The organism is Streptococcus sp. CF7_Ac1-8, from assembly GCF_024295435.1.
GTDB classification, from domain to species: Bacteria; Bacillota; Bacilli; order Lactobacillales; family Streptococcaceae; genus Streptococcus; species Streptococcus mitis_AP.
On sequence record NZ_JANCPI010000010.1, the window covers coordinates 63,837 to 78,848 of the forward strand.

The 15,012-nt window shown below is 36.6% G+C and carries 23 protein-coding genes; 20 read left to right on the top strand and 3 right to left on the bottom strand.

Going from position 1 to position 15,012, the window contains the following annotated elements; genetic code table 11:
- Positions 1-25: 25 nt before the first annotated feature.
- The 3 genes from NMM26_RS06525 to NMM26_RS06535 all read right to left on the bottom strand — a co-directional run bounded on the left by NMM26_RS06525 (position 26) and on the right by NMM26_RS06535 (position 3,323).
- A complete protein-coding gene (locus NMM26_RS06525; protein ID WP_000704673.1) occupies positions 26-1,192 on the bottom strand; it encodes a site-specific integrase in 1,167 nt (388 codons plus the stop codon).
- A 190-nt stretch (positions 1,193-1,382) separates the two neighbouring features.
- Complete coding sequence (locus NMM26_RS06530; protein WP_000802143.1) at positions 1,383-2,357, bottom strand: Abi family protein; 975 nt, start codon at positions 2,355-2,357, stop codon at positions 1,383-1,385.
- Positions 2,358-2,705: 348 nt separating this feature from the next.
- Positions 2,706-3,323: a helix-turn-helix transcriptional regulator gene (locus tag NMM26_RS06535; protein ID WP_000104073.1), complete on the bottom strand. Its 618-nt coding sequence runs from the start codon at positions 3,321-3,323 to the stop codon at positions 2,706-2,708.
- Positions 3,324-3,464: 141 nt separating this feature from the next.
- Here NMM26_RS06535 and NMM26_RS06540 point away from each other — a divergent pair, with 141 nt between their 5' ends.
- From NMM26_RS06540 to rlmD, 20 genes are all read left to right on the top strand, one after another.
- Positions 3,465-3,650: a hypothetical protein gene (locus NMM26_RS06540; RefSeq protein WP_000909284.1), complete on the top strand. Its 186-nt coding sequence runs from the start codon at positions 3,465-3,467 to the stop codon at positions 3,648-3,650.
- A gap of 225 nt (positions 3,651-3,875) precedes the next feature.
- On the top strand, positions 3,876-4,481 hold the full coding sequence (locus tag NMM26_RS06545) for a Rha family transcriptional regulator (protein WP_000424679.1): 606 nt from the start codon (positions 3,876-3,878) through the stop codon (positions 4,479-4,481).
- 11 nt (positions 4,482-4,492) lie between these two features.
- Complete coding sequence (locus NMM26_RS06550) at positions 4,493-4,741, top strand: hypothetical protein (protein ID WP_000426573.1); 249 nt, start codon at positions 4,493-4,495, stop codon at positions 4,739-4,741.
- 241 nt (positions 4,742-4,982) lie between these two features.
- Complete coding sequence (locus NMM26_RS06555; RefSeq protein ID WP_000520760.1) at positions 4,983-5,153, top strand: hypothetical protein; 171 nt, start codon at positions 4,983-4,985, stop codon at positions 5,151-5,153.
- 155 nt (positions 5,154-5,308) lie between these two features.
- Positions 5,309-5,737, top strand: a complete 429-nt coding sequence (locus tag NMM26_RS06560; protein WP_000517935.1) for a hypothetical protein — start codon at positions 5,309-5,311, stop codon at positions 5,735-5,737.
- 1 nt (position 5,738) lies between these two features.
- Positions 5,739-5,888 (top strand): hypothetical protein, encoded by a 150-nt coding sequence (locus NMM26_RS06565; RefSeq protein WP_000387644.1) that lies wholly within the window; start codon positions 5,739-5,741, stop codon positions 5,886-5,888.
- Positions 5,889-6,096: 208 nt separating this feature from the next.
- Positions 6,097-6,528, top strand: coding sequence for a hypothetical protein (locus NMM26_RS06570; protein ID WP_001000878.1), 432 nt, complete (start codon positions 6,097-6,099; stop codon positions 6,526-6,528).
- Positions 6,525-6,725, top strand: coding sequence for a hypothetical protein (locus NMM26_RS06575; protein ID WP_000171280.1), 201 nt, complete (start codon positions 6,525-6,527; stop codon positions 6,723-6,725). Before NMM26_RS06570 ends, NMM26_RS06575 begins: the two co-directional genes overlap by 4 nt.
- Before the next feature lies 1 nt (position 6,726).
- Positions 6,727-6,933, top strand: coding sequence for a hypothetical protein (locus NMM26_RS06580; protein ID WP_001003757.1), 207 nt, complete (start codon positions 6,727-6,729; stop codon positions 6,931-6,933).
- Positions 6,934-6,937: 4 nt separating this feature from the next.
- Entirely contained in the window at positions 6,938-7,201 is a 264-nt protein-coding gene (locus NMM26_RS06585; protein ID WP_000462954.1) for a hypothetical protein, read from the top strand.
- Positions 7,198-7,713, top strand: coding sequence for a hypothetical protein (locus NMM26_RS06590; protein ID WP_001263814.1), 516 nt, complete (start codon positions 7,198-7,200; stop codon positions 7,711-7,713). Before NMM26_RS06585 ends, NMM26_RS06590 begins: the two co-directional genes overlap by 4 nt.
- Positions 7,706-9,157 carry a virulence-associated E family protein gene (locus NMM26_RS06595; RefSeq protein WP_001083579.1) on the top strand — a complete coding sequence of 484 codons (1,452 nt, stop codon included), beginning with the start codon at positions 7,706-7,708 and terminating at the stop codon, positions 9,155-9,157. Before NMM26_RS06590 ends, NMM26_RS06595 begins: the two co-directional genes overlap by 8 nt.
- Before the next feature lie 351 nt (positions 9,158-9,508).
- Positions 9,509-10,075 carry a site-specific integrase gene (locus tag NMM26_RS06600; protein WP_000869410.1) on the top strand — a complete coding sequence of 189 codons (567 nt, stop codon included), beginning with the start codon at positions 9,509-9,511 and terminating at the stop codon, positions 10,073-10,075.
- 229 nt (positions 10,076-10,304) lie between these two features.
- On the top strand, positions 10,305-10,394 hold the full coding sequence (locus NMM26_RS06605; protein WP_228110649.1) for a DUF2292 domain-containing protein: 90 nt from the start codon (positions 10,305-10,307) through the stop codon (positions 10,392-10,394).
- Between the two features lie 163 nt (positions 10,395-10,557).
- Complete coding sequence (locus tag NMM26_RS06610; RefSeq protein WP_000449363.1) at positions 10,558-11,142, top strand: hypothetical protein; 585 nt, start codon at positions 10,558-10,560, stop codon at positions 11,140-11,142.
- A 62-nt stretch (positions 11,143-11,204) separates the two neighbouring features.
- Positions 11,205-11,549 (top strand): hypothetical protein, encoded by a 345-nt coding sequence (locus tag NMM26_RS06615; protein ID WP_000174707.1) that lies wholly within the window; start codon positions 11,205-11,207, stop codon positions 11,547-11,549.
- 162 nt (positions 11,550-11,711) lie between these two features.
- Positions 11,712-11,966, top strand: coding sequence for a hypothetical protein (locus NMM26_RS06620; protein ID WP_001006386.1), 255 nt, complete (start codon positions 11,712-11,714; stop codon positions 11,964-11,966).
- The gene (locus NMM26_RS06625; protein WP_000389424.1) at positions 11,966-12,784 is read left to right on the top strand and encodes a hypothetical protein; all 819 of its coding nucleotides are present in this window, start codon (positions 11,966-11,968) and stop codon (positions 12,782-12,784) included. Before NMM26_RS06620 ends, NMM26_RS06625 begins: the two co-directional genes overlap by 1 nt.
- 36 nt (positions 12,785-12,820) lie before the next feature.
- Positions 12,821-13,213 (top strand): hypothetical protein, encoded by a 393-nt coding sequence (locus NMM26_RS06630; protein WP_000417893.1) that lies wholly within the window; start codon positions 12,821-12,823, stop codon positions 13,211-13,213.
- Between the two features lie 395 nt (positions 13,214-13,608).
- Complete coding sequence (gene rlmD / locus NMM26_RS06635; RefSeq protein ID WP_254754039.1) at positions 13,609-14,973, top strand: 23S rRNA (uracil(1939)-C(5))-methyltransferase RlmD; 1,365 nt, start codon at positions 13,609-13,611, stop codon at positions 14,971-14,973.
- The last annotated feature ends 39 nt before the right edge of the window (positions 14,974-15,012 follow it).

Genomic DNA, 15,012 nt, shown 5'->3' on the forward strand with positions numbered 1-15,012 from the left:
CTTAATGATGAATTTTAAGAACTTTTTAGGAACTTTGTAAATTCTCAATGGCTTTTTCATAAAAGGAAGTCGCCTTTTTCTTATTGTCTTTGGATAGGTGGCTATAGATGTCCATAGTCATAGAAAGTTTTGCATGGCCTAGCCGTGTTTGGATTTCTTTGTAAGGAAGTCCTGCATTGAGCAATAGACTAGCGTGGGTGTGTCGAAAAGCGTGGAAACTTAAATGAGGACATCCAGCCAGTTTTAAATGCTTTTCTAGTCTGAATCTGAGCGCTCCAGCTTCTCTATAATTGTCAAAGGTATCAGAGAACACTTTTTCAAAAGTTACCCCTATTTCCCTACCTATTTGGGATTGTCTTGCTTTATAGAGCCGAAGCATGAGTACCGTTTTGGTATCCAGAGCTATTTCTCTAATACTACTTTTACTTTTAGGGCTAGTGATTTCCTTGAGGGTGTTTAAAGTCTTGGTAACTGAAATGTTACCGTTTTGTAGGTCAATATCAGACCATTTCAAGGCTAGACACTCACGAATACGCAAACCAGTCGCTAGAAGTGTCTTATATAACACCGTATCGGAGAAATTTTTATAAGTGTTTGGCAACTGATCCAGATAATCTAAGAATTTTTTTAAATTGTCGTCATCCAGATATTTCAGTTTTTTCCCTTCTTTGGGTTTGCGACGTGGGACGATGATATCACTAGCTGGATTTGAAGCAATGACTTGCAAGGAAACGGCATAGGATAATATGCGTTTATTTAAGGCATGGAGCTGGTTATATTGCTGATAACCTTTTCCTAGTTGATTGTAATCTATTGCCCACTGGTTTACCTGGTGCTGAATGATTGGGGGTGTCAGCTTATCCAACTTGTAGTCTCCAAAGGCTGGTAGGAGATACTTTTTTATGTTGTTTTTTGCCCCTATAAGGGTGCTATGTTTGACTGTATGGCAATAATTTTCTAGCCAGAGTTTCGTCAATTCCTGATAGGTGGTAACATTAACGGTTTTTGTGACTGTTGAGCCGTTTTTTTCAAACTCTACCTTGGCTTGGATAGCCTTGCTTTTGAGTCTGTTCTTGGTTCTGTCTGAAATAGTTGTCTTGACTTTCTTACCTGTTACGGTATCGATACCAAGATAAACGCTGGAACGGTAAACTACTGATCCATCTTTCTTTTTGTATTCTGTAATTTTCATGGTTTTACTCCTTTTCCATCAGCAGGCAAGCAATTAGAAAAGGTTTTGAGTTTATACCATGCGAGGAGCTACGAACCTCCCCTTATTTTCGATTTTAAGCAGTCAGACGGTAAATTGTACCAGAATATGAAACAAGGCGGATATGTGGCTTATATGGGGTTTGGGAAAAGTCCATATATTACAAGTAGTTTTATCTTAATGTGTCAGTGATATTATACCAATTATTCGGAAATCCAAGTGTGTCCAATACAATGCCGGCTTCAATGGAGTGCGCTTTTTTATTTAGAGCTTTGGTTCTTTTAATAATAGTGTTATGTAATTGAGCGTATTGTGTGGAAGCAAGTAGGCATTGTAAGGCAAGAAAAACATAATATACAGATTGTCTTGATGTATTGGCATTGTTATTGTAATAGTGGAAATAAGCTAATTGTGGAAGATTCTCACGACATTTATAATTGAAAAGCTTATTATTATGAGCAGTGATATTTCTAATTTCTAGTATATTTTTAATAATACTTTCTAAAGCCTTTCCACTTAAAAGGTCTTTACTAGGTCTATTTTGGATGTATTCAATATTTTCTTGTAAGAATGGTGATAAATCTCTAGCTATCTGATTTTTTATATCAGTGTTTAGATTTCTATAAAAGTTAAATGCTTGCCCTAATGTAAGTTCATTGATGATAACCCAGAAAGGAACAACGCCATGTTGTTTATAGTGGTGCTTTATAGAATTGTTTTGCTTATCCCTATTATAATCATTGAGTATTCTAGCTAATATACTGATTAAATTAGTAATTTGTGCTAGCCTTTTTGTATCTTTTTGTGTTTCAAAATTATTAATATCTAGATAAGCGTATGGTGTTGGATATGCTTCTGAAAAACGATATGCCAGTACGGATTTAAAGTGTTTTTCTGCATCTATAATTGCTTTTAAAAAAGCTGATTTAATTTCTTTATCGTAAAAGTGTGTTGCAGCTATTTCTCTAAAGTCTGCACCAGTTATAAATTTATCTTTTGATGTTTGAAAAAACTTACTATATCCGTTGACGACGTTGTAATAGTTGTTAGTTAGAAGGTATCTTTTACATTCTTCTATGTTATCTATTTCTAAACCTCTAGACTGGAGAAGTTTTATTTGTTCATCTAATGTTTGAAATGGTTTCATATATGTTCCTTATATACAAAAACACCACCTAGTAGAACTAGGCGGTGTTTCGCGTACTCTGTTCCCTTGGGAGCAGAAACTCTTCTCATTGCCTAATAATACTGTAATTTTGAGTTTTTGTCAATCTTTTTGGTTTGTTTTTTAAAAATTTTTGAGTATCGAAAAATCTCAACGCTGGGAAAGTTCGCTTTTTTCGTCCTAAAAATGTCCCTTCCGTGTTGTTTCGTAGTCCATGATTCTCCGTTATATTTGTCAATTTTGCCGTTTTTTGCACTTTAGTCTGTAAAATCGGCTTTCTATTCTTCAATTTCCCCTGTTTTTGCACAATAGATCTTAGAAATAAGGGTGCTATTTATCAGATAAGGATTTTAATAAGTTTAATACTATTTGCTTATCTTTTGGGGATAGGGATATGAAATCTACCAGTAATTGAGTTTCTTGAGGGTTCAATGTTCCAAGAGTAAATAGAAAATCATTTAGCTTCTGATCTGCTTCATTAATGATTCTATCATCTGATAAATATTTTTTTATTTCACGATTACTTAACTCATTAAAATTTGGAATGAGGCTTTTTAAAATTTCTTCACGATACTTACTTAAAAAATCTTCATCTTTTAAAGTCAATAAATTCTCTTTACCATCAGCTATTTTTAGTTCATAGTATGCTCTAAATGCTTTAAAAAATGCTTCATCAGAGCCATCTTTTTGACTTAAATTTTTTACAGATTCAATGAAATTGTTTTCATAACCAAGTAAGCGAGCAACGCTTACCCCAAAGTGGTTAGCGAGTAGCTGGGCTTTATCTGGTTTGATAGTATGTTTATTATTTTCCCAATTAGATATCACCATTTTGGATATTGGTTTTTCGTTTTCTTTTAGTTCTTTATTTATTATTTGAGCTAATTCATCTTGAGTTATTCCCTCTTTGGTTCTTAGAATCTTTAGTCTATTTTTTATTGTTGACATTTTATCACCTCAGTTAAATTATAACCGCTAAAAAAACTTTTGTAAAGTTTTTATTTATTTCCTCTTGACAAGTAAAGAAAAACATTATATACTTGGTCTAAGTAAAGATAAACTTTACAAATAAGAAAGGAGGGAACTGTATTGCTTATCACCTCAACACAAGCAAAAGCAATTCGCCGAAAGCAAGCGGACAAGAATTTGACTGCTAAAAGAGCCAGCGAGGAAATTGGAGTGAATCCAATTACTTACAGGAAAATCCGAGACGGAGGCGAAGTAAAGCCTAGCATTTACCAAAAAGCCATGCAGTGGCTTGCTGAAGATTATTAGAAAGGAGCGAACCAATCGTAATACTACTCTACATTTATAGATTTCTCATGTGGTGCTTTACCACTGGAGATTGATAAACGGATCTAGCTAAATATTTGCTTGCTACCTATAGCAGTATCAAGGGTTTGTAGGGGTTCATATTCTCCGATTTTCCCCTACTTTAATGCTTTACCTTGGTACTGTTTTAGGTGGCAAGCACTGACAAAAGAAGAAAGGAGCGAACCAATGGAATTGGTTTACATGGACGGCAAGAAAGAGCCGTATACTACGAGCGAGATTATCGCTGAATGTGCTGAAGTACAGCACCATACTATTACACGCTTAGTCAGAGACAATAAAGCTGATTTTGAAGCGTTGGGAATACTTGGATTTAAAATCCATAAATTAGATAAGAGAGGGCAACCGAAAAAAATCTATCTTCTGAATGAGCAACAAGCTACCTTGCTGATCACTTATCTAAAGAATACCGAACCAGTACGGCAATTCAAAATGAACCTAGTCAAAGCATTCTTTGAAATGCGTGAGGAACTTTCTAAACGCTATCTTCAAAGAGAACTGGAAAAGCCAAAGCGCAAGACCTTAACCGAAGCTATCAAATCATGGGAGAAAGCGCCTCAGCATGCCTATAGCACTCTTACAAACCTACTGCTAAAGGGAGCGACTGGGAAAAACAAAGCCCAACTCATGCAAGAGCGAGAAAGTGAAAACGGTATTGACAGTTTAACAAGTGATGAACTGACAAACTATCAACGATTGGAAGATATGGCAATAGCGATGATCAACTTGAATATGAGATATTCAGAAATTAAAGAACTAATTTTTAAAGCATAGGAGTATAGAAAATGGAAAATGATTTTAAGACAGTTACAAATGCCAAGGGTTTAGAAATTCCTAAGTATTTCAAGGATTTTAAAAAGCTAGTTGAGAAAGACAGACAACTAGCCGAATATCTTTGTATGAACTACGAGGATTTGGACAGTGAAGACCTGGGCGCATTTCTTGAAACGATGGAGCAGGGATTTAGCTGGATTCTGGATCTTATCGAAAGTAAAGACTTGCTTTATAGCCCCCAGACAGGGAAGAAAGCATGAAGAAAGGTAACAAAAAAAGTCACTTGCGGAGAGTTTGGCGACCGAAGCAAGCGACAAGATTAAAGGTATAGATATTTTTTCTATACCTTGATTATAGCATAATACAGCGGTTTCCGCTAGTACATTGAAAATAAAATAAGGTACGCTGGGAAGATTTTAAATTTTTTTCGGTTTAGGGGTTGACTTAAAGGGTACACCGTTATATAATAAAAGTGTACCCCGAAAGAAAGAGAGGTCAAAAATGGGGAAAACATTAGGACGACCTAAAAGTGATAACCCAAAAAACAAGCAACTAAAAATTAAAATGACTGAACAGAATTTTAATGATTTAGAAGAACTTGCCAAAAAGAAAAGCATGACTAAAACAGATATAGTCATGCGAGGGATTGAGCTTGTAAAGTCTGAACCATAACGAAACCGCCTACCGTGTCACTTGTTTGGCGACAGAACACGATAGACGGCGATGCACCACAAATGAGGTACGTAAATATCTTATCATGCGTACTCTTATTTGTCAAACACAGAAATAGAGTGCGCTTTTTGCGTACCCAAAAAATGAGGTATACAATGGGAAAACAACATCAAGCAGTAAAATTCAAGGATATTGCTGAAAAATTGTCCGAATTAGAGGGCAAGAATTTAGAAGAAATCGCTGGAGTATTAGGCTATCGCAACTTGGAGAGTTGCAGGGTCAACCTTTACAATCTGAGACAAAACAAGCGTCTAGGATTTGAAGTAGAAAAAGGGGTGTACTCCAAGTTCGCACTCTTGGACGATTCGGTAAAAGAGGAACTGGAAGACAAGGAATTGTCAGACCGTGGGCGCTATTTGAAGAGCGTAGATCGCTATAAGGCAATGCTAAACGCCTTTTCTATCGCCTTTGATAGCACAGTCAAGGCGGAAACCAGACAAAAAGCAGAACATGACGGCTTGAAAGCCTTGGACAGAATCCCAGATAAGCACTACGCCCTACTTTATGACATGATGGAGGGCTAGGATGGAAGCAAAAACTCACTTCGCTAGATTCATGCGTCGAGGGATGGAACTAGCAAGGCAATTACATAGCAAGGAAATCCAACGTGATGAATTTGATAGAGCCTGGAAAAGATTAGGCGATCAAATCGAAAACGAAACGAAGAAAAACTAAGAAAACCGAAGTGCAGGCAAGCAATTAGAAAAGGTTTTGAAAAACGAGTGCTGACACGGCGATTCTAAGCACTTGTTTAGCGGAAATGTGGGTATTTACCCACGAAACATCACTACATGCGTCCGCCAACTAGGGGCAAAAGCCCAGCGTTTGGAGTGGTGCTAATCGTGTATAGGAAACAGGAAAACCAAAAGAAAAAGGTAAAGATATGAATGATTATTTTAAAGAATTTGAAAAAGAGTTGGTACTTGTAGAGGAAAAGCTAGATATTTTATCAGATTGGCATAATTCTAAGAATCATATTGGCGCAATGGAAATTGTTGAAAATTGTAATTCAGTAATTACTAATCTATGGCTAAGTTTTTATAAATCATCTGAAGCGTACAAGATGCAGGAAGCGAGTCATGAAGAATTTTATAATAAGAATGTTGAGAACTTACTGGGAGAATTAAAAAAATATGATGATGAGTGTGCAGAAATGTACAATAAAAAACCTGACTGGTTACTATTCAATTACTTAAATCAAGTAATAAACGAAAACAAGTTAAGTAATGGTATTACTCATGAGACTGCTTCAACTTGGACGTATTTACGAAGTTTAGTAGTTTCTGATTTACAAAAAAGAGGGCTTTTAAAATGACTCTAGACCTATACAACATGACACAAGCAGAATTTGATAACTTCATGGCTGTTTTAAAAGTAAACAATCCGAATTTATTTCAGTTTATCGCTGATTTTATCAATAAAAAAGTAACCGTTCAAGAAGTTGAAGCTTTCCAAAAGATGGAGCCTGAAGTGCAACAGTTATATATCAAGAATTACAAAGCGAGGGCATAGCATGAATGAACTAGATTTAAGCAATACACAGGCGCTTATTTTTACCGTGATTTTGATTAGCCTTCTCATATATCTAAACCACCGAGACCGCAAAAAAAGCGCTCAACTGGAGCGAGAAAATAGGAAACTAGTAGAAAGTCCTAGCGAGAGTTTAAGCCCAGATTATGGGCGGTATATTCAGCTTGCAGGTATTAAGCCGTGGAGGTGATGATATGTTTGAAAGGATGATTGAAGAACTTCAAATAAAAATATTAGAAGCCTTAGAACGTTACCTAAAAAGTCATGAGAAAATACCTCCCCGAATCATTGGGTTGATTTCCGCAAAACGAGTACAGGAAGAGTTAGATATAAAATACCTGACCTTACAAAAATGGGAAAGAATGGGCTTGAAGCGTTATCAGCCTCCAGGAGACGATAGCAGAAAAGTTTATTATAAAGTGGACGATATCCGTAAGTTTATGGGGGTGGGAGAATGAGAGTGATAGAGTTAACCTTGTCTAATGACAAATTGGCCTTATTTGGCTTTCTCAAGTCTACCCCTACCCAAGCTTGGAAGAATGGGGAACACTTCAAATTCATCTACTTTGAACCGATAGGCGAGGCGCTGACGGATTTTCGCTATAAAGGTTTGTATGTGGCTGTCAAAGACAAAAAAGAGGAAGTGGAGGGTTGGAAATTAATTAGAGACTTGAAGATAGCTATGGCCAGTTCTGACTTGCTGACGATCCTGAAAGAATTAGAGGTAAACAAGTTGACCGAGCAACGGCAGGGGCTTGGAGTGGAGTTAAAAGGCTGGGTTTTTGACTTGATTTGTAATGGCATTTATACCAGGTATGAGACTTCACTTTTTGTCCGCTTGCTATTTGTCAATGGCTACAGTTTTAGTCAGTTGGTAGACCTATTTTCAGCAATCGTAAAACACAGAGACTTAGCCAGCTATTTCCTAGAAGTAGCGACAAAATTCTATAAGGAGGTGGCTTTTGAATAGTGAAGAAATTGTAAATGAAATAATCAAAGAGAATCAGCAACAAATACCGCCTACCGTGGTGGACTTAACCCAAGCAAGGGAGACCAACGAGGAAAACAATAGCCTGAATCTTACGCCTAAAACCAAAGGAAAAGGCTTCGCCATAACCTTGGACAATCTCAAGAAGATTTTGAGCGGGGACAGTAAGATAAAAGGGGCGATACAGTACAACACTTTTACATATGAAATTGACGTTACCAAGTCCATTAAGTTAAATGGTAGAACCTTGAGCGGTACAATCGATGACCTGATTATCAGAGAGATTAGGGCTTATATTGCTACTAAGTACAAGATGGATTATAAAAAAGGAGATATCGCTGATATCTTAGAAGTGGTGGCTGGAGAACATAGCTACAATCCCTTAAAAGACTATCTGGAATCTTGCGAAAGCGAGTATAAAGAGTTAGTAAATCAGCGTGATCCCTTTGATATTTTAAGGCATTATCTCAATATCAAGGATGATGAATATAACCGTATTATCATGGACTTGTTTTTCCGTGGAGCAGTTGCCAAGGTGTTTGACCCTACTGTTAAGTTTGACTTTGTGCTGGACTTGACTGGAAGGCAGGGAGTAGGAAAGACCCAATTTTTTGAGGGGCTGTTTACTCACAAGTATTTTACAACTGTTGAGACCTTCACAGACAAAGACGACAAGGCCAGAATGGTGAGAAACTGGTGTGTCTTTGATGATGAGATGGTGGCCAGTAAAAAGGCTAGTTTTTCAGAATTGAAGAAATTCATCACAGAAACCAAGCTGGAGTTTAGACCGCCTTACGCTTCCAGTGATAGGCGACTCCCTAAGAGTTTTATCATTGTCAGAGCAACCAATGACCATGATTATTTAAACGATCTGACAGGAGAAAGGCGCTTTCTGGTTGCTGAGGTACACAAAGACACCGCTTATAGGGGCAGGAAGTGGACAGAGAAAGACCGTAGACACTTTTGGGGTGCTATGGTGATGGCTTGGAGAGCTAACCAAGTCTTGAACCTGACAGACGAGCAGGAAAAGCTAGTAAATGAGGTTAGAAGCCGTTACAAGTTTGTTGATGAAACCCTTGAGGATTTGGAGCGCTATTTAGGCACTCCTTACCCAAAAAGAATGTATCAGTTCCCGATTACCGACAGGACGCGATGCTATTATATCTATGATATGATGAACGAGGGATACTATAGAAATAACAGGGGCGGAACGGTTGAACTGGACACAGACACCTATGGCGAGCTGGTAGATAGGGATAAGATGACCATTAACCTATTTTTTCAAGAGGTGTATTTGACTGACAAAGTACCGCCAAAGGATAAGGCTAAGGTTAAAAAGTATATGCAAAACCGAGACGGCTGGGAACATAGGCGATCAACAAGATTTGGTAAAAGTATTAAACCAGCTTACGTTAAAAAAATGTAGTCAGTGTAGTTTATTTTTAAAAAGTGACTACATTTTAAATAGGAAGAAAACCCTTGATACATAAGGGGTTAGAAAAAAGTGTTGTTTTTACTATTTTACTGACTACACCCCTAAACCCTTGATATTATTGACTTTTATATAAAAATATAGTTATTTTCTATTTATTAAAGAGTATATGAAGATAAGAGATAAAAGGCGTTTATTGTTTATTTTTTTGGGAGCAAGGTGACTACATGACTACGCATGGCGAAAAGCCTTGGGACTGTAAGGTGGATAGCGTAGTCACTAGATATCCCAAAATGACTACACTTTTTTATGAACTCTAAGAATTTTTTTAAGAGAGGTTTAGAAATGAAAGTAGTTGAACCTATTAGAGATACTGATGACATTGAAAGAATTAAGGACTTTTTGAGAAGGAAGAATGAACGAGATTACGTATTATTCCTATTTGGAATTTATACAGGTTTACGAGTTAGTGATATTATTCCAATTAAAGTCAAACAAATCATAGAAGATAAAATTGAAATAAGGGAGAAAAAGACAGGCAAAATAAGACGTTTTCCAATTAATCAACAGTTAAGAAATGCCTTAAATCAATACATTGAGAATAAACAACTTAAAGAATATGATTTTTTATTTCCGAGCAGAAAAAGAGAGAATGGCAAGGGGGTAAAAATTTGTCATATTTCAAGAACTCAAGTGTATAAAATTTTAAAAGAAGCTGGAAATAAATGTGGGATTGAAAATATAGGAACCCACTCAATGAGAAAGACATTTGGCTATCATCATTACAAAAAGAATGGTGATGTAGGTATTCTACAAAGAATATTTAACCATTCAACACCAGAGATTACACTTGGATATATTGGCTATACTCAAGACGAACTAGACCAGAGTATACTAACATTTGACTACTAAATAGACTTTCTATTTAACATAATGAGAAAATGTAAATTCAAAAATAAGAAATAGGCCTATCCCCTTGATATAAAAGAGATTATAGAAAGTGCTTGAAAGTCACAAAATAGAAGATATGTTAAATATATGGCGCCAAAAAAGAGAGGAAAAACAGATGAATCAAAGCAAAGATTACACTCCATTTCTACAGGATAACTTTATTATCTTTAACAAAAATGGTATAATAGAGATGAAGAAAATACCAGACTTTGGTAGCGTGGTATTTACTAGTCAAGATGGCAACATTGTCCAGATTGAAACAACAATTAAAGAAAGATAGCTGACTAGACAACTAGAGGCGTAACATTAAAGCTAAGTAGCTTTTTTGTTGCGTCTCTTTTTGTTTTGAGAAAGAGGAATTAATGAGGAATAAAGACCCAGTAGAGAGTTGAAACCAATAAGCACAATCACAAAGAATCAAAAGAAATGAGGAATAAAAGAACATGGAAACATTACAAACTATTGAAACTAAAATTGACAAACTGATTGAACAGAATAAGAAAGCTATTGAGACGACTGAGGAGGAACTGGTTAAAGCAAACCAAGCTGTTTCAGACGCTCAAGCCAAACTTGTACAGGCTCAAAAAGAAATCAACTCAGAAAAATATGTTGAAGCAAAAGGTGACCTATGGACGGCAGAACGTACAAAAGAATTTCATGAGGGACGTTTGAAAGAATTAACTAGAGATCCATTAGTTACCTATGAAGAATATCATGCGTTGATTGCAGATATCTTTAGATTAGCCGATGAAGAGCAGGATACTTTCTTCACTCCAGCAGTTGCCAAACTAATGGAAATTATAACACTTGGAGATAATGCTATTAAGGCAAGGGAACGTGTAAACGAGGTTCTTAAAAAACTTGAAAAGGATATCTCTAAAAATAATGAAGATTATAAAAAAGCTAAGAACGGCTGGATTTTAAGTGATTTCTTTTCAGGTTTATCTTATACACCAAGAAACGCCCTATACGGATATCAGTATAGTTTGAAAGAAATGGCTGAGAATTTCAAAAAGGGGCAAAGTTAAAAAAGCCCCCTCCCCCCTTCAGCTATCCCCCTACTAAAAAATAGAAAGATGAGGTATATAGAATGACCCTACCTACTGGTAAGTTTGATTTAAACGAATACGGGAAGTATTTAGCGGAAAAGTCTGCTGAGATTTATGAAGAGAAAACTAGACAAGCAGTTGACGCGATGGAGCGACATAGACAAGAATGTTTAGCAAGAGACGCCAAGTGGCAAGCTATCATAGATCGTTCTGGTGAACTATTAAAAGAAAAGAAGGAAAGAAAGCACCAGCAAGAGATTGAACGCTTGACGGAAGAAAAACGCAAAGAGGTTGATAGAGAAGTTAGTCAGCGCCTATCAATGCCTGATGAACACCAGAAAAAACTCAACAAAGCGATGAGCGAAATGCTGAAAGGTTTATCTTAAAGATTCTATAAAAGTAATTAGAAAATATTTTTTGTGAAAGAGGCTGGAGCAACCAGGGAGAAGATGGGGGGATATCCCCCTCCCCCTCGGAGCTTCAGGACTTCACGCCATCACTGTACATATTTTCTCGCGAGCGAGAAAGACAAAAAGGAGTAAATAGGATTGAATGAAACCACTTTAACTAGAAAATGCTCCAAGTGTCATGAGACTAAAGAATTATCTAGCGAAAACTTTTATAGGAAGCATTCGGACAAGAAAGGTTTCTCAAAAGTTTGTAAGCTATGTAATAAAAAGAAAGACGCAGAGCGTTACCAAAAGAAAAAAGACAAGATATTGACCCAAAAGAAACGATACTATAGACGGCAGAAAGAGCGTCAAAATGCAAAAGGCAGTTTACTCAAAGGAGGTGAAAAGTAATGGAAGATATATTTCCTAGTCTACTCCAGAAAATTAAGGCCGAATTTGAAAAAGCTAGGCTTGATAGTGAGATTCTGGAAGAGTTACTAGAAAAGTTAGAAGAGAATAAAGCTAATTATCTGGACGCCAATCAATATGCTATAGAAATTGGTGAAATACTCTCAAAGGTTTTAGGAACTTACTTAAGTAATGAAAGCCTACCAGATGGCAAGATGTACTATAATATCGCTAAACGATTGCTGGAAGATGTTTTAGGTCGAAACTATGACCTTGTAAGTGATTATACTGAAAAAGTTCAAGAAGATTTAAACCTTAGGGCTAACCTTCGCATTCCTGCTCAAGTTCCTGAGTTGAATCAAGATAGGATTGATGGCTTAGTCAATCGTTTAGCTAGTGAAGATGATTTTGGGGCTGTAAAATGGTTGGTGGGTGAAACGATCGTTAATTTTACCCAAAGTATTGTAGATGATACGATTCAAAAAAACGTGGTATTTCAGTATAAAGCAGGACTTAGCCCTAAAATCACTAGACGAACGGCTGGAAAGTGTTGTAAATGGTGCCAAGAACTGGAAGGCAGTTATAAATATCCTTCAGTTCCCCATGATATTTATAGACGTCATAGTAATTGTAGGTGTACCGTTGAATATTATCCGCAAGATGGTAGACGGCAGAATGTACATACCAGAAAATGGAGTAATATCAATCAAGAAGATGTGGAGCGTCGAAAACAGATAGGTATAGAGTCTGCTGAAGAACGTAAAAGAAAACGAGATGAAAGAATTGCTAAGTTTGGGAATCCTAGAAGAAGATTAAGCTAGGCATAAGTTACAGGAGTAGAAAGGTTGTCGTTAAAAATGGAGCTGGATAAGTTTAAAACGATGATGAACGTCAGAAAGCGGATGACTTACTTTCTGAGATTCCAGAGGATGGCAGGAAGTGAAAACCAAGTTACAATAGATGAAGAGGCTTGGAAACTTGTCCTACCTGATCAGTGGAATTTGACTAGTAAGCATGAAAAGGCAATCAGAGAGAGTCTAGAAACATTTGTCCATGATATCAATAAGATAGAGAACAAGCGAGCCAGAAAATACTTTATTATCCATTATTGTTACATGAGGAAGAAAACGGTAAGTGAATGTTTAGAAATTGCTGGGACAAAATCCACTAATTATCATAGATACAAACAGATAGCTGTCTTAAACTTTGCTAGAATCCACCAGAACGGAGAACTAGAAGCATATAAGTAGCCATCAGCTGAATAACTGGAGTCTAGGACGCCCCGTTTTAGGGCTTCATCATATAGAACTCCATGAATCAACTAGAAACCCTTAGAAATGAATCTAGGGGATTTTAGATTTCTGAATATATAGGTTAGTGATATATGGTATAATGGTGATAGGTAATAAAAAAAGCACGTTTGACCGTGCTAGTTTCTTGCCTGCTGAACTCATCATATAGTTAGTGTAGTGGCTCCTTTGTGGGGCTTTTTTTGTGAACATTTTTAGGAACTTTTAAAGAATTTAAAGAAAATATAAGGAAATATGATTTTAAAGAAAATCAGGAATATCAAGGCCTTTACTTACTAATGAAATATAAAAATCAAGCGGTAGCGGAATAACTCAAAATGTGATAAGATAGGGGTATGAATCTGAAAGTGAAACAAAAAATACCATTAAAAATCAAGCGCATGGGAATTAATGGTGAGGGAATCGGCTTTTATCAAAAAACATTAGTCTTTGTGCCTGGTGCTCTCAAAGGAGAAGATATCTATTGTCAGATTACTTCTATTAAACGCAACTTTGTTGAAGCAAAGCTACTAAAGGTCAACAAGAAGTCTAAATTCCGAGTTGTGCCAGCTTGTACTATTTATAATGAATGCGGAGGTTGCCAAATCATGCACCTGCATTATGATAAACAACTGGAGTTCAAGACGGACTTACTTCATCAAGCGCTAAAAAAATTTGCCCCTGCAGGATATGAAAATTATGAAATCCGCCCGACGATTGGAATGCAGGAACCCAAGTACTATCGTGCCAAGTTACAATTTCAGACTCGAAAATTTAAAAATCAGGTCAAGGCGGGCTTATATGCACAAAACTCTCATTACTTAGTAGAGTTGAAAGACTGCCTGGTACAAGACAAGGAAACTCAAGTGATTGCTAATCGTCTAGCAGAATTACTTACTTATCACCAGATTCCAATCACAGATGAGAGAAAAGCTCTAGGTGTCAGAACTATAATGGTCCGACGAGCTAGAAAGACTGGACAGGTTCAGATTATTATTGTTACAAATCGTCAGCTTAATTTAACCCAACTAGTGAAAGACTTAGTTAAAGATTTCCCAGAAGTTGTGACAGTAGCTGTGAATACAAATACAGCTAAAACCAGTGAGATTTATGGTGAAAAGACAGAGATTATCTGGGGAGAAGAGAGTATTCAAGAAGGTGTACTAGATTATGAATTTTCACTATCTCCTCGAGCTTTCTATCAACTAAATCCTGAACAAACAGAAGTCCTCTATAGTGAGGCAGTAAAAGCGCTGGATGTTAATAAAGAAGACCATTTGATAGATGCTTACTGTGGAGTTGGAACGATTGGATTTGCCTTTGCAAAGAAAGTTAAAACACTCAGAGGCATGGATATTATTCCAGAAGCCATTGAAGATGCCAAGCGAAATGCTAAAAGAATGGGATTTGACAATACTCATTATGAAGCTGGAACGGCAGAAGAGATTATTCCTCGCTGGTATAAGGAAGGCTACCGAGCAGATGCTCTGATTGTGGATCCACCACGCACAGGTCTGGATGATAAGTTATTAGATACTATTCTTACCTATGTACCAGAAAAAATGGTCTATATTTCTTGCAATGTTTCGACCTTGGCTCGTGATTTAGTACGTTTAGTAGAAGTCTATGATCTCCATTATATTCAGTCGGTCGATATGTTTCCACACACCGCTCGAACTGAAGCAGTGGTAAAATTAATTAAAAAAGTTTCAAAAAAGTAGTTGACAAAGTTTAAAAAGTGGGTATAATAGTAAGAGTTG

Coding starts and splice junctions, on each gene's coding strand:
- NMM26_RS06525 (WP_000704673.1), bottom strand. CDS start 1,192: ATGAAAATTACAGAATACAAAAAGAAAGATGGATCAGTAGTTTACCGT.
- NMM26_RS06530 (WP_000802143.1), bottom strand. CDS start 2,357: ATGAAACCATTTCAAACATTAGATGAACAAATAAAACTTCTCCAGTCT.
- NMM26_RS06535 (WP_000104073.1), bottom strand. CDS start 3,323: ATGTCAACAATAAAAAATAGACTAAAGATTCTAAGAACCAAAGAGGGA.
- NMM26_RS06545 (WP_000424679.1), top strand. CDS start 3,876: ATGGAATTGGTTTACATGGACGGCAAGAAAGAGCCGTATACTACGAGC.
- NMM26_RS06550 (WP_000426573.1), top strand. CDS start 4,493: ATGGAAAATGATTTTAAGACAGTTACAAATGCCAAGGGTTTAGAAATT.
- NMM26_RS06555 (WP_000520760.1), top strand. CDS start 4,983: ATGGGGAAAACATTAGGACGACCTAAAAGTGATAACCCAAAAAACAAG.
- NMM26_RS06560 (WP_000517935.1), top strand. CDS start 5,309: ATGGGAAAACAACATCAAGCAGTAAAATTCAAGGATATTGCTGAAAAA.
- NMM26_RS06565 (WP_000387644.1), top strand. CDS start 5,739: ATGGAAGCAAAAACTCACTTCGCTAGATTCATGCGTCGAGGGATGGAA.
- NMM26_RS06570 (WP_001000878.1), top strand. CDS start 6,097: ATGAATGATTATTTTAAAGAATTTGAAAAAGAGTTGGTACTTGTAGAG.
- NMM26_RS06575 (WP_000171280.1), top strand. CDS start 6,525: ATGACTCTAGACCTATACAACATGACACAAGCAGAATTTGATAACTTC.
- NMM26_RS06580 (WP_001003757.1), top strand. CDS start 6,727: ATGAATGAACTAGATTTAAGCAATACACAGGCGCTTATTTTTACCGTG.
- NMM26_RS06585 (WP_000462954.1), top strand. CDS start 6,938: ATGTTTGAAAGGATGATTGAAGAACTTCAAATAAAAATATTAGAAGCC.
- NMM26_RS06590 (WP_001263814.1), top strand. CDS start 7,198: ATGAGAGTGATAGAGTTAACCTTGTCTAATGACAAATTGGCCTTATTT.
- NMM26_RS06600 (WP_000869410.1), top strand. CDS start 9,509: ATGAAAGTAGTTGAACCTATTAGAGATACTGATGACATTGAAAGAATT.
- NMM26_RS06605 (WP_228110649.1), top strand. CDS start 10,305: ATGAAGAAAATACCAGACTTTGGTAGCGTGGTATTTACTAGTCAAGAT.
- NMM26_RS06610 (WP_000449363.1), top strand. CDS start 10,558: ATGGAAACATTACAAACTATTGAAACTAAAATTGACAAACTGATTGAA.
- NMM26_RS06615 (WP_000174707.1), top strand. CDS start 11,205: ATGACCCTACCTACTGGTAAGTTTGATTTAAACGAATACGGGAAGTAT.
- NMM26_RS06625 (WP_000389424.1), top strand. CDS start 11,966: ATGGAAGATATATTTCCTAGTCTACTCCAGAAAATTAAGGCCGAATTT.
- NMM26_RS06630 (WP_000417893.1), top strand. CDS start 12,821: ATGGAGCTGGATAAGTTTAAAACGATGATGAACGTCAGAAAGCGGATG.
- rlmD (WP_254754039.1), top strand. CDS start 13,609: ATGAATCTGAAAGTGAAACAAAAAATACCATTAAAAATCAAGCGCATG.